This is a genomic window from Rhizobium sp. CF122 (assembly GCF_000282035.1).
GTDB lineage: Bacteria > Pseudomonadota > Alphaproteobacteria > Rhizobiales > Rhizobiaceae > Rhizobium.
Genome location: NZ_AKKA01000034.1, coordinates 1 through 14,765, shown reverse-complemented (window position 1 = coordinate 14,765; position 14,765 = coordinate 1). Strand labels below are relative to the sequence as shown.

Sequence of the window (14,765 nt, the reverse complement as noted above, 5' to 3'; positions counted from 1 at the left end):
GCGCGGTCGTCCATTCGTCCGTACAGATCGAAGGTGCCTGTATGTCAGTCGAAGCTGATCAGCTTTCAACAATGATTAATCACGCGGTCGCGCCGGCGTTCATGCTTAATGCCGTCGCGGCGATGGTGGCGGTGCTAGTCAATCGGATTTCCGGCGTAACCGAGCGGATCAGAAACCTCCGCGAGATCGATGAAGGTGATGTCTCTCGAGTGTGGCTGAAGCAGGAAATCGGGGAGCTGAGGCGGCGGGAACTGCTCTTGAACAGTGCATTGCACATGGCCGTCCTTGCCGGGATCGGCGTGACGCTTCTCCTCCTATTCGGATTCGTCATCGCTTTTTTGGGATACCGCCACGAACCAGGCGCCGCCGTACTATTCATTGCGGCACTTTGCTTCCTGGCGGCGTCGCTCGTCCGATTTCTGCAGGACATCCGGCTATCGCAAAGAGAGCACGACGACCGTCAGCTGCGCTGATCGCCGAACTGCTCAAGGCGCTCTCGCCTTCATTAGAAGTGGAACGAAACCCCGATGATCGGGCCCTGCTGGACAACGTCGAAGACAAACCCGTCGTTCTCGTAGTTGACGCCCAGTGCGCGGTATCCGGCCACCGCCGAGATGGTGTCGTTGAACTTGTAACCGAGGCCGAGGCCCACGTCCCAGTCGACGTCGGCACCACCGCCGCCCACCAGTCCCCATCCCGTGACATAGATTTCCGGGGTGAAGAAGTAGTTCCCGCGCAGGCCGACGACCGCGTCCACCCACGTGGCACTGTCTTCCCGCTCCACACCGGCCAGAAGTCCGCCGTTGAAGGAGATGTCCGTCTCGACCGACCAGACTTTCATACCGCCGAACACGTCAAGGTGGCCATTTTGATCTTCGAGGACGGCGTAACCCACGCCGAGAAGTCCTGCGAAGGTCTCGGACGTCACGTCGACGCTGTCGGCAAAGATGCCACGGGGCGTGTGCGCATCGGCCCCCAGTTTGACGTAGATCACGTCGCCGACGATGCTGTAGCGGTCATATCGTGCTTCGCCTGTCGCCATGAAGGCGAAGTCGAGATTGTCGAGAATGTCGCCGAAATCGGAGTCGATGTTGACTTCGGGAAGCCCGAATTGCCGTACGTCTCCGGAAATCCCGGCAGCCCAGAAGTATGGCGCGACCGTGAACTCCCAGCCGCTCCGGGTCTCGACCGTCTTCGCCTCCGGCGCGAGAGGCGTCATGTCGGCGGCGTTGCCGATCGATGCGGCTGTGACGCAGGCTAGCAATACAATCGCATGCAAGTGAATGGCCTTCATGAGAATCCCCCGATCTCGTTTGAACCCAGCACTGATCCCGAGTCGAGACTGTGCAACAGGAGGTGAATTTCCGCAAGCTGGACGCCTATTTTTGGTTGACTGCCTGGCGCAACTGCCTGAGCAGATCCAAGATCTGCTGGTCTTGGGGTCTCAGTTGGGCCATTCGTTCGGCAAATTGCAACGCTTCCGGCAGCCTCTGAAGCTTGAAACTATATTGCAGCGCGAGGCCGATGATGGCTGCGTCTCCCGTCGCCGCCCAGCGATCGAGACGGTTCAGGGCGTCCTCGGTCCTGCCGACGGAATCGAGGGCGACTGCTAGCGTCGTCTGGTAGCGGGAGTTTCCAGCGTCAAGCCGGACCGCTTCCTCGAGTTCTGCGATCGCGTCGGTCAGCGCCTTTTCGCGAACCAGGGAGAGACCATGTCCGTAGCGCAAATCTGCCCGTTCGGGCGAAATTGAAATTGCTTCGGCATAGGTTTGCTCGGATTTGTCGTTCCGTCCGATGGCACGGTAAAACTCCGCGAGATTGACACGCGAACCTTCTAGGGTAGGGTCGAGAGAAATCGCTCGCTGGAAGGCGGCTTCCGCCTCTGGAATACGCTGTTGGCCGAACAGGAAGACACCATAGTTGCTTTGCGTTTCCGCAACGTCTGCATTTGTATCGACGTAGGCGCGCAGGTCTTCGACCGCTTTCTCGAAGCTGCCTCGCTGGTTGCCGAAGAGGTCGGCAGGAGTGCTGCCGAGAGCGGTGACGGCCGCGACACGCACAGCGCGGGTGTCATCGCTGAGCAGGTCGCCGATCGCCTCTAGCCTGTGTTCTGGCGGGAGGCTGCTTGCTGCTTCTGCGGCGCCAAGCCTCACAAGGGGATCTGCATCTGTTGACGCGGCCCGAATGTCCGCGGTTGTATCCACTCCGCCGATCCGGCTCATTCTAGCGATTGCGCTACCCCTGACGATCCCCGCCTGTTCCCGATCCTTGACAAGCTTGCGCAACGCCTCCACGGCTGTCCGATCGCCGTTCGCGGCTCCGGCGAAAGTATGGGTGATCGTGGGGCGTTGACGCCATTCGGTTCCATACCATTTGTCCATGTTCTCGGCTGCCCAGGCATTGTCCTTTCCAGCATGGCACGTCGTGCATGCATTCGGCGTTCCGGAGGTCGCCGACAGGTCCGGTCGAGGGATGACGAACGAGTGGTCGCGTCTCGGATCGACCTTCATGTATGTGCGCTCGGGCATGTGGCAGTTGGCGCATCGAGCACCGGCCGAGCCGACGGGATGGTGGGTATGACTCGGATCGTCGAACAGCCCGCTCGGATCCTGCTTGACGAAGCGCTCCGGTCTGGTTTCCGTGTGGCATTGCGTGCAGAGCGCGTTTCCCGCCGCCTTCAGGCCGGCGTCATGCGGCCGATGGCAGTCGAGACATGTCACCCCCGCCCTTGCCATTTTGCTTTGTAGAAACGAGCCGTACTCGAAGACCTCGTCGAGTATCTGTCCGTCAGGGAAATAGAGATCCTCTCGCAGCAGTGCCGGGGAAAAGTAGTCGAGAAAGGGCTTCCCGGCTTCGTAACCGCTCAACAGCCTTGTTCGTCTTGCATGGCAGGCGAAACAGACATTCGCATCCACCTTCGGCAAGCCCAGGTCTGGCTTGCGGGCTGACGAGGCGTCGCTGGGCTGCGCCCATGCGACGTGCTTGGCACCTGGACCGTGACAGGACTGACAGCCGATGCTGGTGGCGACATAGGTCGAGTTGTATTCGTTCGTCGGCGGTTGAAAGTTCGCTTGCGGATCGGTCGAATGACAGTCGATGCAGGTGCGATTCCAGCGGTAGAAGGGGCCTGTCCAGTGGTAGGTCGAACCGGGTTGGGCCGGGGTCTCGTTGCCGAGCCAGAACCACTGGCGCTTGGCCGTGTCCCAGGCTATGTCGAGAGCCTGCAGCCGTCCTCCTCCTATATCCGCGAGGTACTGCTGAAGCGGTTCATAGGCGAAGGTATATTCGACTTCGAACTCGCCTTCGTTGCCATCCGGCCCTTCCGTTTTGACCAAAAAACGGCCTTCGCGACGAGAGAACGTCGTGACAATGCCGTCGTGTTCAAACCGGGCATTGTTGAAATCGCCGCGGACGGTGCTGTCGGTCGCCAGCGCCATGGCCTTGGCATGGTGGGATTTTGCGAAAGCCGCTGCCTCATCACCGTGGCAGGACGCGCAGGTCGTTTCGTCGACAAAACCTTCATGAATCGACAACCGGGGATCCGGAGCGGACGTCGCTATTTTCTCGGTAGCAAGGCTCTGCCCGCTGAACGCCAGCGACAGGAACAATAGGGTCAGGAGGAGGACCAATCCCTTTTCCGCTTCTGACCGAACAGATCCTGCCACTCGATCGCTCCATGATAGCTGGTTTGGAAGCGTCACGCCGCCCTGGCGGCGTGACGCAGATGGGAGATCAATAGCACGGCGGGAAGGGGTAGTAGCCGCATTGCTGGTTGTTGTAGTAGGAATTGTAGTAGTAGGGGCGGGCTGCCGCCGCTCCAATGGCAGCGCCGGCCACCACGCCCGCGGCGACCGGAGCGCCGCGGTACCAGGCACCGTGGTAGACAGGCGCATGCCAGTAGGTGCCTCCCACGCGGTTGATGTTCGTGTCGCCGATATGGACGTCGTCTCCACGGAAGCCGCCACGGAAATCGCCTCCCGCGAAGTCTCCGCCACGGAAACCGCCGCCGCCGAAGCTGCCGCCACCAAAGCCGCCACCGCCGAAACTTCCACCGAAGTGATCGATGAAGAGTGCCGCCGGTCCAGTCGCACCGCTTAGACTTCCCTCCAGAACAGCGATGTCGAATGTCAGTGTCGTGCCGTCGAGTTTCGGAGTTTTCAGCGTGACGACGGCGTCGCTGACGTCAGATCCGTCGCCGCCCAGCACCGATACCGTCGCGTTCGGAGGATCGACGGCGAAGTTGTCCTTGCCGTCGTCCCATTGCATGATGAATTGTTCGGTCGCCACATGCCCGGCGGCCCGCACCGGCCGGTCGGCAAAGACGATCGAATTGGCGGAGACGCCGGTCAGAACGAGTTTTCCGTTTTCGATCTTGGCTCCGGCCGAATTGATGACCGCCAGCGACGGCACCGGACCCGTCGGCGTGACTGCTCCGATGGCCTTTTCGAGCGGTACGTGCGGCTTCTTCGAGGCGTCCTGCGCAAAGGCAACGGTGGTCAGTGCGAATCCTCCGGCAAAGACCAACGTGGCGAAACGGTCGATTTTCATGGTGGTATCCTCCCAGTCGGGACGGGCGGCATGCCCGTCGCCTATGAACGCAATTGGAGTCCGATGTCGATGCGGCCTAGCCGAGAAGCGCACGGTCCTAGTCCTTGAAGATCTGCTTCCAGTCGTTCTTCATGTCGATGACGGTCCAGCCGGTGACCGCGGCTGCATCGAGCGCCTTGTCGAGGCGGCCGAATTCGGTGTTGCGGTCGTACGCGTATTCGCGCTCCTCATCGGTGTGATGAACAAGCATCCCGAGACGCGCCGGCGCACCAGCCATCGTCGTCCATTGCAGCATTTCGAGATCGCCGTCGGAATTGCCGAACGCTGCAATCGGTCGACGGCCGATCTGTTGGTTGATTCCGACCGGCTTGCCCGCCTTGTCATCGACGAAGTTGACTTCCGGCAGACGGTACAGGGTCGGCGTGTCGTCCTGCATCTTGAACTCGGTCTTGATCGAGGAACCGATGACCTGCTCCGGCGGGACGCCGTAGACCTTCTCCGTCCATGGCCGCATGAACTCAACGCCACCACCCGACACGATGTAGGTCTTGAAGCCGTTGGCGCGCAAATAGGAAAGCAGTTCCACCATCGGCCGGTAGACGAGTTCGGTGTAGGGCCGCTTGAATTTTGGGTCCCGTGCCGTTGAAAGCCAATCGGTGACGACCTTCTGGAAATCGTCGTTCGTCAGTCCCGCGTGGGTGACCATGATGAGTTCCAGGAGGCCTTTTTCGCCCGATGCCGCAAGCGTTTTCATATCGCCTTCGAGCACCGCCTTGAACGGCAGTACATTTTTCCATTCCGGATGCTGCGGAGCGAGCGTCATCACGCGGTCCAGGGCGAAGGCAAGCTGCGTGTACATCGGATGCTCGACCCACAGCGTGCCGTCATTGTCGAAGACGGCGATCCGTTCGGCTTCCGGGACGAAATCGGGCGAACCCTGCTTGGTTACCCTCTCGACGAAGGAGACGATAGCTGCCTTGGGCGCGGTATCGTTCCAGGAGGACAGGGGATCGCTCTGCGCGGAGGCGGACGCCGCCAGGAAAAGTGTGGCGGCGAGCACGAGCATCACGCCGCGTGCCGTTTTGCGGAGGTCGGGGCTGGCTAGCATAGGATGTACTCCCAGATGAGTGCGCCCGCCGAGTTGCACTCTATCCGGCGCCGCCCAACTCTACCGAATACGGTTCTCCCCCGATATTGCCCTTTGGGGAATCTGCGGACCTCGGAACAATCCGGAGTAGCAATTGTCCGGATGACACCACAGCGTGAAGCTGTTATGTTCGCCGAGCATCTGGGGGAAGTCTGATGGGCTGGGGATGCAGTTGTTCCGCTAGATTTCAAGGAGCCGCCGTTCTGGCGATCGCTGTCTCAGCGGTTGTTTGCGGGTGCTACGCCGTTGCCTCGGAAACGTCGCATGCACTCCTCGATCGGCCGCCGCGGGTTCTCATACTTTATCCCTATGATGAGCGGATCGCGGCAACGACCGCTGCCGGAGAAGCATTGCGCAGCCGCCTGCTGGAAGCGACTGATGGCAAGATCGATCTGTTTTCGGAGTTTCTTGATCTGTCGAGGTTTCCGGAAGCCGATCATGTCGTACGCATGGGCCGATATCTGGCGGAGAAGTATGCCGCTCGTCGCCCGGACGTGGTCGTCGCACTTGGCAAGGAGTCTGCCAGCTTCATATCGACGAACCGAGGAAGGATCGCTCCCGGTGCGAAGATAGTCGCCGCAGGCTTCGGCAGCTCCACCGCGGAGAACATCGATCTACCGGATGACGTGATCGGCGCGTTCGCCACATTCGATATTTTGAAGACGGCCGAAATGGCCCGCAAACTGCAGCCCAATGCCCGTTACCTGTATATCATCGGTGGATCGTCGGACTTCGACCGGGGATGGCTGTCGACGGCGCGCGCCGATCTTGACGAGTTCTCCAAATCATACGAAACGACGTACCTTGAAGATCTGACGATCGAGGAATTTGTCGAACGTGCATCGCATGTCCCGTCCGATAGCATTATCTTGGCGTTGACGGTCTTTAAGGATCGGGCAGGGCGGAATTTCATTCCGCGCGAGGCGATCAAGCTGATCGCGGCAACGGCCAGTGCGCCTGTCTATGGCCCCTATCAGACCTACATCGACCATGGCATCGTCGGCGGCAATACCGTCACCTTTGACGCTTTGGGCCGGACCGTCGGAAATCTTGTCGTCGATGTCATAGCCGGCCGACCGGTCTCCGATATCCAGGCACCCCAGATAAACATCGTAGATTCTCGACAACTCCGACGTTGGGGGCTTGCGGAGGGGAACCTTCCTCCGGGTACCGTCCAGATGCACAAAGAGAAGAGCCTGTGGGAAGAACACTGGCTGGCGGTAACAGTGGCGCTCGGCGTCGTTTTAATCCAGGCCGGCGTTATCGCTGCATTGCTGCTCGAGCGACGTCGTCGCCAGGATGCAGAGAGTATGTCTCGCCTTCACCTGCTCGAAGCTGTCCACCTCAACCAGTCCGCAACGGCCGGCGCCTTGTCTTCATCGATCGCCCACGAACTAAACCAGCCCCTGTCGGCAATTCGAAACAATGCCGAGGCAGCGTCACAGCTCCTTCGAAGTGGCAACCCCGATCTGGAGTTGATTCAGCAGATCCTTCTCGACATACAGGAGGACGATCAGCGTGCGGGCGACATCATTGGCCGGATGCGAGGATTGCTCAAGAAGAGACGTGAGATTGATTGGCAGGAATTCGACCTGAACGACGTCACGTCGAGCGCGATCCACATCATGCACGGCGAGGCTGATCGCAGAGGGATTACGCTTAATACGAATCAGCCGACGACCGAGCTGCCGGTGCGGGCAGACAAAGTTCATGTGCAACAGGTCGTCCTCAATCTGGCGACCAACGCGATGGACGCCATGATGGACGCCGATTGCGCCAGAAGAATCCTGACGTTCGTAACAGGAATTGCGAAGGAGAGGGCCGAGCTCTGTGTGGTCGACACAGGCAACGGCATTCCCGAAGAACGCCTGTCCAGCATCTTCGAGCCGTTCTATACGACCAAGAAGGCAGGGACAGGGTTGGGTCTTTCCATAGCGCGCGCCATCGTCGAGACATATGGCGGCACGATCTCTGCGCACAACCGGCCTGAAGGCGGCGCCATCTTCCGGGTGGTCCTGCCTCTGGCCCGACGGGAGGAGCGAGGCTCATGAAACCGGTCGTCCATATCGTCGATGACGATAAATCCTACCGAACGGCGACTGCACGGCTGCTCTCCGCCTACGGCGTGAAGGTCGAGGCCTATGAATCCGGAGATCAGTTTCTCGCCTGCCTTCCAAGCTGCGAGCCGGGCTGCGTTCTCCTTGACCTGCAGATGCCCGGCCAGTCTGGCCTGCAGATACAGCGCCGGTTGTGCGAGCTGGCGCCGCTACTGCCAATCGTATTCCTCACCGGCGAAGGAGACATAAAGGCCGGCGTCGACGCGATGAAGGCGGGCGCGCAGGACTTCCTGGAGAAGCCGAGCTCGGTCGCCGTCCTGATGGAAACGATCGAGTGCGCGTTGGCTCAATATGAAAGGCGGCGGGCCGAGCACGAGCGTCTGCAGGAGCTGAGGACATTGATGGCGAGCTTGAGCGCGCGCGAAGCGGAAGTCTTCGGGCTGATCATCCGTGGCCAGCTCAACAAGCAGATCGCCTATGCCCTTGGCATTTCGGAGCGGACGGTGAAGGTGCACCGCCATCAGGTTATGGAGAAGCTCGGAGCAAAGTCTTTGGCGGAGGTTGTCACGATCGCCGCCGACATCGGCCTCGACCGCGGACGCAGTGCTCTCTGGGAGTGATCGGGCGACCATCCCCTTAGGGCAATATCAAGCAACCGCCGACGCACCTACAATCACAGGCAACTGCGTATCTCGCGTATTGTCACGAATGGGGGGCATGAGGTGGGAAAGCTGCGCCGCACTGTCGCAGTCGTCGATGATGATGCGAGCCTACGTCGAAGCGTCGGGCGGCTCCTCAATGCCTACGGGTTTCTGGCGATGGAGTATGCATCGGCGGAAGCCTTTCTCGGCCGTGATCCAGAGACGCCGATCGGCTGCCTCGTGCTGGACATCGACCTGGGCGGCATGTCCGGCATCGAACTACAGCGGAGGGTGAAAGTGGCTGGATTGAAGCTGCCGGTGATCTTCATTACCGCCCTCGAAGACGCTCGCCTGAAAACCGAGGCAGAGCAGGCAGGGTGCATCGCATATTTGCGAAAGCCGTTCGCGGCGGCCGTACTTGTCGACGCGGTCGAAAGGGCGCTCGGATCGTGAACTCTGGATCGAGGAAAGACCTCCACGACCGCGGGTCAAAAGGCGCACAAGTCATTGAAGGCGCGTCCCGTATCGGCCAGTTTGGCGACTCCCTGTTGGAGGGCGATGCCTTAGTCGGCACGATGCTTGACGCGTTGAAGCAGCTTGGCGCAGAGGAGGATACCATCGTCGTTGTCGCCTCCGACAACGGACCGGACGGTCCTGGCGCGAGCCGCTTCGGCGCCGACATGCCAGACATGGGAGCCTCCGGGCTTTACCGCGGCGCGATTGGCGAAGTGAGCGAAGGCGCAATCCGCACCGCCGCCATGATCCGCTGGCCGCAACGGATCAAGCCGCGGTCCTCATACGCAATGTTCTCGATCATGGACTTCTTCCCGACCCTCGCACATATTGCGGGCGGCAAAATTCCGGACAACCGGCCGATCGACGGCGTCGACCAGAGCAAACTCCTGCTCGGCGAAGATGACAACGGGGCGCGCCAGCATTTGCTGACCTTCGTGCGTTCGGAACTGGTCGCCGTTCGCTGGAAGCAGTTCCGGGCCTATTTTGCTGACGTAGCGCCGGGCCGCAGCGGTGCGGGCGGGGCAATCCTGATGGGAGGCGTAGGCGCGAGCGCTGCACCCATGAACGGTTATCCCGGTATTCAACATCGAGGCCGACCCGCAACAGGAGCACAATATCGGCGCAATGTACGACTGGGTTTTAGGGCCGATATTGAAGGCAGTGGCGGAATACAAGAAGACCCTCGTGCGGTCACCCAATCCACCTGCGGCAAACATGACGAAGTTCTGAGTTGGATCGGCAAGCGGGTCTGACGAGGTAGGGAGTCGCTTCTCTGGGTAGAGGCCGATTTCGCTGGTCAACTCAGAGATCGATGGCGTCCGCGTTAGCCATCGTAGACGGGTCCAAGTACGTGAAACCGCGGATCCGAATCCAAGGTATCGTCGCTGAAAGGCGCGTTTTGGAGCCGCTTTTCCAACTCGGTGCATGGCCCGTGGATCACTCGAGCGGGTACTACCTTGTAGCCGGGCAACGCGATCCTGTTCGCATCTAAATGCCGAAGGGCGCATACGTGCTGACCTGCACGGCGGTACCGCCGAGGGGCGGCCCTGAGGATCCGCCGGCAGGACCCCTCGATATCGAGGAGGAAACCGCTAGACAGATCGTCGTGTCGATTGCACGCAAGTGGACCAAGCCTCGCATCAGCCGTGAGACTACGAAGGAACAGCAGGGGTATTTTGAGAAGCCTGCAACTCCCGGGAGCAGATTTGACCAATCCATATAGACTGGTGAATGCGCCGGGATCCAGCGCTATTCCCTAATTTAGCTTATCGTGACGGCATTGCTTGAAGAAAAAGTCCGCTGTCGTGCCCAATGAGCAGGAAGCCAAGCGGAGCTGGGCGAGGTAGACCGCTTTGTCGACGGCGGCCTTCTCGCTGGCTACGAGGCGCGTCAAACGGGTTCACCGGATGCCCGGTCTCTCAAGATCAAAGGCCTGGAAGAAGTTGGAGGTGAACGTTCGGGGGCGCTTGCCTCTGAGGCACGGCCCCCTAGTTCCTGCTCCAGGCCAAAAATGGCCGATAGTGTCGCTGGGCGATAAGCAGAGTTCGATCCGGTTGGATGATATAGATCTCCTCGACCTCGCGCCCTGTCTGATCCGTGAACGTATGGGGGAACGAAGAGCCGATCGGCGACCTCGTGATCTTCGTTCGAGGCTGGCCGCCGTAAGTGATGCTGCCGGGAATAGGCGCGTAGCCTTCCGACTGATAGGAGCCCGAAACGGCTGTGCAGCTTGCAACAAACATCGCGATCACGACCGACGCTACTATTTTTTGAAACATCCTCTGGCCTCCCAGTTCATCGGTCAGATTCCGCGCGCGTGGTCACTCTCACGCAAGCAAGTGAACCCAGAACCTTTACTGCGGAAATGTCAGGCAACGATGAGAGCTTTCGGCCCCTCGGCGAGCCCGTCATCCGACTACGATGGCTCCGTTGGTAGAGTCTACCAGTTTAGAGGACACGCGCTACCACTTTGAACGGATCCTGTCTTACTTTCAGAGATTGGGACAACCACGGCTGCAATAAGAGATGAAGGTTGGCCTAAATCCGTAAAATGCAAACCCTGAAATCGCTACGTTTTTGCAGTTCGAAAGCCACGATTTGGTGAAGCGACGACCCATAGCCGTGAAGCTACAAAGGCTTTGTCTCCATCGGCGTAAAATGGATTCCTTGTCGGTTCTCCCGGCAGTGCGGTCGAGACATTGATCGCTTCTCGCCCGCAACGAAAAAAGCCACGGAACGAAATCCGTGGCTTTGTCTTCGAGACGACCAAGGAGATCACGACATCCGGAATAGGATGCCGGTCTCCTCAAGAGATGGTGCCCCCGGCAGGGTTCGAACCCGCGACCCCCTGATTACAAATCAGGTGCTCTACCAACTGAGCTACAAGGGCGATGCCTGCCAAGTACCAGATTCTGCCGTCCTGTAAAGAAGAAATCGGCGCGATCTTGATTTCATTGGTGCCACCTGACCGCCGGAGATTGGCAAGCGGAACGAGATAGACGGCGTCGGTTTCGCAAGCCCAATTCTGAGCAGTTTGCCGCACGCTTGCTTGCAACGCGTCTCCAGGGCCTGTCTCACTGGCTCCTGATGGCGACATGATTGCGAGCACCGAGGCAACCATGAAACAATGACGCCCATCATCACCGCACGGTTCTCTCCCTGAAAATCGTGCGTGGCAAACTCGGGGGGCGACCGTCGGTTCCCCCGACGACAACTCGACGATCTATTGGGTGGGTGTTGGAATGGGGCGTTCAGGGGCGGGCGCCAGCGGAGCGGGTTCGTGCGTTGGCTGCGACTTGTCGATCCAAGCGATGCTGAGAATGATGGCGACGAATACAGCGACGAAGAGAGTGCCGACAATGAGGGAGCGGATGGCCATATGGGGTACGTTCCTCCTGTTCGCGTACGGGACAGCTATAGAAAACGGCAGAGTCAAAACCGAGGCGAGTCAGCTTTTTTCTGATCATCAGCAATGGTTTGCCGCCTTCCTCCTTGCTTTTCCCGAAGCTGCGGTCGTTCCCCATGATGAAAGGGATGCTCTGTCGGCGCTCATCAGTACGAGCCGGAAGCCCTCAATGTGGAAGATCAAGGATCGAGCCTTGCAATGGCTGTCGCGCAGTCTCCGGCCGGCGACAGGGCGAGATTGCTGTTCGCGTTTGCCTCGTCGCTCAGCGCGCAAATTGGCAAGAAAGAGCGCCGCCGATCGAAGAACGAGGCGGATCGTGGCATTCGCGTGTTGCCGCGATCCGCCGCCGATAGCATCATACTTTCAAATGCAGCCTTGCCGCATAGAGAGCAATCGCCGCCGCGTTGGACACATTCAAGGACTTGATGGCGCCCGGCATCTCGAGCCTTGCAAGTGCGCTGACGGTTTCGCGTGTCTTCTGCCGCAGCCCTTTGCCCTCGGAGCCCAGCACCAGCGCCACCTTGTCACCTGAGAATGTACCTTCGAGCGGGGCGGGACCTTCCGAATCAAGGCCGATCGTGAAGAAGCCGAGCTTGTGCAGTTCGCCAAGCGCGTCCGCAAGGTTCGTGATCTGGATATAGGGGATGAGTTCCAGCGCGCCGGAGGCTGATTTCGCCAGCACGCCTGATTCGGTCGGGCTGTGGCGTTGCGTGGTAATGACGGCACCGGCATTGAAGGCCACGGCGGAACGCATGATGGCGCCGACGTTGTGCGGATCGGTCACTTGGTCGAGCACGAGAAGCAGCGGACTGTCTTTCAGCGCTTCGAGCCGGCGAACGGGAAGGGGCCGCGTTTCCAGCATGACGCCCTGATGGATCGCGTCAGGACCGAGAAGCTTGTCGATATCGTGCGGAGCGACGATCTCGACCGGAATGCCGAGCTGATCGGCATCGATCTCGAGACGGGCAAGCGCGTTCTGGGTCACCGACAATTTGACGTTCTTGCGCTCTTTGTTGTCGAGCGCTGCACGAACCGTGTGGAGGCCGTAGAGATAGACCTGCTCGGGTGCGAGTGTCGGCGGCTTCCAGTCCTCGGCGCCGCGCCGGCGCTTCTGCGGCGGAGGTGTCGGAATCTCGCCGCGTTCGCGCTTGCTGTCGCGATGCGCACGGCGCAGGGTTGCGTAATGTGTGTCCTTGGCGGACTTGTCGTTGGTGGGCTTGCCACCGATTTTGTTGTCTTTGCTCATGCGGCTTTATAGCGAGGGCACTTCTTTCCGCATAGGATTTCTTTCAAGAGCCCGGCTTTCCACGGTCGATGAAATTTTTCACATTTTTTCCATCGTCATCGTGTTGACATGCGGAAATCGTCCGGTCATATACGCGGCGCAGACCGAGGGGCGGCAACGCTTCGAAAGTCTGACGAGCTTGGTCTCGCGATCCGGACGAAAAGACTGGAGAGATGCCCGAGTGGTTAAAGGGGACGGACTGTAAATCCGTTGGCTCAGCCTACGTTGGTTCAAATCCAACTCTCTCCACCATTCGTCATTGGATCGGAACCACCCCGCGGGTATAGCTCAATGGTAGAGCAGCAGCCTTCCAAGCTGAATACGCGGGTTCGATTCCCGCTACCCGCTCCAACCTCTAGTAGTTTTGCAAAAACCATTGGCGCTGTGATAGAGAGCGATTAGCGATCTGAGCGCTGCCGTCAAACTAGATCGGCGTGTCTCTCTGACGAGACCAGCGAACAACTCACCCGCCAGCGCGACTGCTAAACCCTCTCCAAACAAAGCGGCTCGCCTTAAAGGCTGCGGTCATTTTATAGAGCGCCGAAGAGTCCAGCGCCCTTTTACTGAATATCAATAACGCCGCACCCGGCAGACAGAACAAGAGCCATACTGTGAGAACCACGCGGGCTCCATCGAAGGCATAGCAAGCCACCGCTGCGGTAAGCATAAGACCGATTCTATAAACGGCGATCTGAAGCGCCGTCGCGCGACCGGAAATTGCGGCAATTCCCATCGCCGCAAAGACTGCGGTTGCACCTGGAATAAATAGGTAGAGAACGAGCATCTTATTCTCGGCTGTCCGCCTTCTTGATTTCATTCCGAATATGGAGAGTGCTGTCGCGGCACCTGCGCGTGTGATTTGCGCTGCTAGCCCCACAGAAGCACAAAAGGCGAGGCGAGCGCGATGATGCCGGCGATCATCCATCGCCTCTGCCCGTAAGCGCTGAGGTCTTCCCTTGAAAGCCAGATGCGAACGGCAATGAACCCGATCGCAATCAGTGCGCTGTAGATCATGGCGCGCAGCAGGATCGACCAGCCGCCGCCGAAGAGACCGATGGCGATACCGAAACCGGTAAGCGCGCCGAGAATGCCGTATCCGACGTCGAACATCAGCATTGTCGTGGTCGAAAGCGGCGTCAGCATCTTCGGAAAGGCGATCGCGAAGGCCGCCGTAAGCAGCCATATCGCGACGATCGCCTGCAGCGTCGAGGAACTGACGATCGAGGTCGCCAAAGCTGGAAGCCGCTCAGGCGAGGAGAGACGTACAATCTGCGCGACCCAGTCGATCGAAGCTGCAAGAATCCACAATATGAATGCGCAAGCGGCAAAGATCAGAAAGTTGCCCGCGGATCGCTTTGCAATTTCCTTTGGTTCCATTGCGTTGTCTCCAGACAGTGCTTCCCCGTGAGAGCAGTAAATGAAATAGTATCATATCCTTGGTCCCGGTCGCGCCCGTTCTTCGCGAATATATCTTCGCTGCCATCTGCGGTGGATATTGCCGATCCGGCACCTCCTTCCCATATGCGCCCGCAGGCTGGGAATACGGTCCGCAATTAGGTCTTGCGCAATTTCCACGAAAGCCTTAAACGGCGGCACTAAACCGGTTCGCCGGGGTCATCCATTTCGTTCACAGGAAGCATTCAAATGGCAAAGAGTAAGTTTGAGC

Annotated in this window: 14 protein-coding genes and 3 tRNA genes; 7 read left to right on the top strand and 10 right to left on the bottom strand. The window is 59.3% G+C overall.

Annotated elements, in window-relative coordinates; translation table 11 throughout:
• Positions 1–41: 41 nt before the first annotated feature.
• The gene (locus PMI09_RS09080; RefSeq protein ID WP_007791516.1) at positions 42–473 is read left to right on the top strand and encodes a DUF2721 domain-containing protein; all 432 of its coding nucleotides are present in this window, start codon (positions 42–44) and stop codon (positions 471–473) included.
• 32 nt (positions 474–505) lie between these two features.
• On the opposite strand, the gene PMI09_RS09075 is transcribed toward PMI09_RS09080, so the two are convergent.
• The 4 genes from PMI09_RS09075 to PMI09_RS09060 form a co-directional block, all read right to left on the bottom strand.
• Positions 506–1,294, bottom strand: coding sequence for a hypothetical protein (locus tag PMI09_RS09075; RefSeq protein WP_007791515.1), 789 nt, complete (start codon positions 1,292–1,294; stop codon positions 506–508).
• Positions 1,295–1,379: 85 nt separating this feature from the next.
• Complete coding sequence (locus tag PMI09_RS09070) at positions 1,380–3,665, bottom strand: tetratricopeptide repeat protein (protein ID WP_007791513.1); 2,286 nt, start codon at positions 3,663–3,665, stop codon at positions 1,380–1,382.
• Positions 3,666–3,732: 67 nt separating this feature from the next.
• Entirely contained in the window at positions 3,733–4,548 is an 816-nt protein-coding gene (locus PMI09_RS09065) for a hypothetical protein (RefSeq protein WP_007791511.1), read from the bottom strand.
• 97 nt (positions 4,549–4,645) lie between these two features.
• A complete protein-coding gene (locus PMI09_RS09060) occupies positions 4,646–5,614 on the bottom strand; it encodes an HAD family hydrolase (RefSeq protein ID WP_443216175.1) in 969 nt (322 codons plus the stop codon).
• Between the two features lie 236 nt (positions 5,615–5,850).
• Between PMI09_RS09060 and PMI09_RS09055 the strand changes: the two genes are divergently transcribed.
• The 4 genes from PMI09_RS09055 to PMI09_RS09040 all read left to right on the top strand — a co-directional run bounded on the left by PMI09_RS09055 (position 5,851) and on the right by PMI09_RS09040 (position 9,661).
• On the top strand, positions 5,851–7,746 hold the full coding sequence (locus tag PMI09_RS09055; RefSeq protein WP_007791507.1) for a sensor histidine kinase: 1,896 nt from the start codon (positions 5,851–5,853) through the stop codon (positions 7,744–7,746).
• A complete protein-coding gene (locus tag PMI09_RS09050; protein ID WP_007791505.1) occupies positions 7,743–8,372 on the top strand; it encodes a response regulator transcription factor in 630 nt (209 codons plus the stop codon). Before PMI09_RS09055 ends, PMI09_RS09050 begins: the two co-directional genes overlap by 4 nt.
• 102 nt (positions 8,373–8,474) lie before the next feature.
• Complete coding sequence (locus tag PMI09_RS09045) at positions 8,475–8,846, top strand: response regulator transcription factor (protein WP_007791502.1); 372 nt, start codon at positions 8,475–8,477, stop codon at positions 8,844–8,846.
• Positions 8,843–9,661, top strand: a complete 819-nt coding sequence (locus PMI09_RS09040) for a sulfatase-like hydrolase/transferase (protein ID WP_007791500.1) — start codon at positions 8,843–8,845, stop codon at positions 9,659–9,661. The genes PMI09_RS09045 and PMI09_RS09040 overlap by 4 nt, the downstream gene beginning before the upstream one ends.
• 735 nt (positions 9,662–10,396) lie before the next feature.
• On the opposite strand, the gene PMI09_RS09025 is transcribed toward PMI09_RS09040, so the two are convergent.
• The 4 genes from PMI09_RS09025 to rlmB form a co-directional block, all read right to left on the bottom strand.
• Positions 10,397–10,687: a hypothetical protein gene (locus PMI09_RS09025; RefSeq protein WP_007791497.1), complete on the bottom strand. Its 291-nt coding sequence runs from the start codon at positions 10,685–10,687 to the stop codon at positions 10,397–10,399.
• 535 nt (positions 10,688–11,222) lie between these two features.
• A tRNA-Thr gene (locus PMI09_RS09020) sits at positions 11,223–11,298 on the bottom strand.
• A 333-nt stretch (positions 11,299–11,631) separates the two neighbouring features.
• Positions 11,632–11,787 carry a hypothetical protein gene (locus PMI09_RS31690; RefSeq protein WP_193385386.1) on the bottom strand — a complete coding sequence of 52 codons (156 nt, stop codon included), beginning with the start codon at positions 11,785–11,787 and terminating at the stop codon, positions 11,632–11,634.
• A 382-nt stretch (positions 11,788–12,169) separates the two neighbouring features.
• Complete coding sequence (gene rlmB, locus PMI09_RS09015; protein WP_007791493.1) at positions 12,170–13,060, bottom strand: 23S rRNA (guanosine(2251)-2'-O)-methyltransferase RlmB; 891 nt, start codon at positions 13,058–13,060, stop codon at positions 12,170–12,172.
• A 206-nt stretch (positions 13,061–13,266) separates the two neighbouring features.
• On the opposite strand from rlmB, the gene PMI09_RS09010 reads away from it, so the two are divergent.
• A tRNA-Tyr gene (locus PMI09_RS09010) sits at positions 13,267–13,351 on the top strand.
• A gap of 25 nt (positions 13,352–13,376) precedes the next feature.
• Positions 13,377–13,450 (top strand) — tRNA-Gly (locus tag PMI09_RS09005).
• A 112-nt stretch (positions 13,451–13,562) separates the two neighbouring features.
• Here PMI09_RS09005 and PMI09_RS09000 read toward each other — a convergent pair.
• Both PMI09_RS09000 and PMI09_RS08995 read right to left on the bottom strand, forming a co-directional pair.
• The gene (locus PMI09_RS09000) at positions 13,563–13,883 is read right to left on the bottom strand and encodes a hypothetical protein (RefSeq protein WP_007791491.1); all 321 of its coding nucleotides are present in this window, start codon (positions 13,881–13,883) and stop codon (positions 13,563–13,565) included.
• A gap of 83 nt (positions 13,884–13,966) precedes the next feature.
• Positions 13,967–14,476 (bottom strand): hypothetical protein, encoded by a 510-nt coding sequence (locus PMI09_RS08995; RefSeq protein ID WP_007791489.1) that lies wholly within the window; start codon positions 14,474–14,476, stop codon positions 13,967–13,969.
• Positions 14,477–14,765 lie beyond the last annotated feature (289 nt).

Coding starts and splice junctions, on each gene's coding strand:
- PMI09_RS31690 (WP_193385386.1), bottom strand. CDS start 11,787: ATGGCCATCCGCTCCCTCATTGTCGGCACTCTCTTCGTCGCTGTATTC.
- PMI09_RS09055 (WP_007791507.1), top strand. CDS start 5,851: ATGGGCTGGGGATGCAGTTGTTCCGCTAGATTTCAAGGAGCCGCCGTT.
- PMI09_RS09080 (WP_007791516.1), top strand. CDS start 42: ATGTCAGTCGAAGCTGATCAGCTTTCAACAATGATTAATCACGCGGTC.
- PMI09_RS08995 (WP_007791489.1), bottom strand. CDS start 14,476: ATGGAACCAAAGGAAATTGCAAAGCGATCCGCGGGCAACTTTCTGATC.
- PMI09_RS09050 (WP_007791505.1), top strand. CDS start 7,743: ATGAAACCGGTCGTCCATATCGTCGATGACGATAAATCCTACCGAACG.
- PMI09_RS09065 (WP_007791511.1), bottom strand. CDS start 4,548: ATGAAAATCGACCGTTTCGCCACGTTGGTCTTTGCCGGAGGATTCGCA.
- PMI09_RS09000 (WP_007791491.1), bottom strand. CDS start 13,883: ATGCTCGTTCTCTACCTATTTATTCCAGGTGCAACCGCAGTCTTTGCG.
- PMI09_RS09025 (WP_007791497.1), bottom strand. CDS start 10,687: ATGTTTCAAAAAATAGTAGCGTCGGTCGTGATCGCGATGTTTGTTGCA.
- rlmB (WP_007791493.1), bottom strand. CDS start 13,060: ATGAGCAAAGACAACAAAATCGGTGGCAAGCCCACCAACGACAAGTCC.
- PMI09_RS09075 (WP_007791515.1), bottom strand. CDS start 1,294: ATGAAGGCCATTCACTTGCATGCGATTGTATTGCTAGCCTGCGTCACA.
- PMI09_RS09060 (WP_443216175.1), bottom strand. CDS start 5,614: ATGCTCGTGCTCGCCGCCACACTTTTCCTGGCGGCGTCCGCCTCCGCG.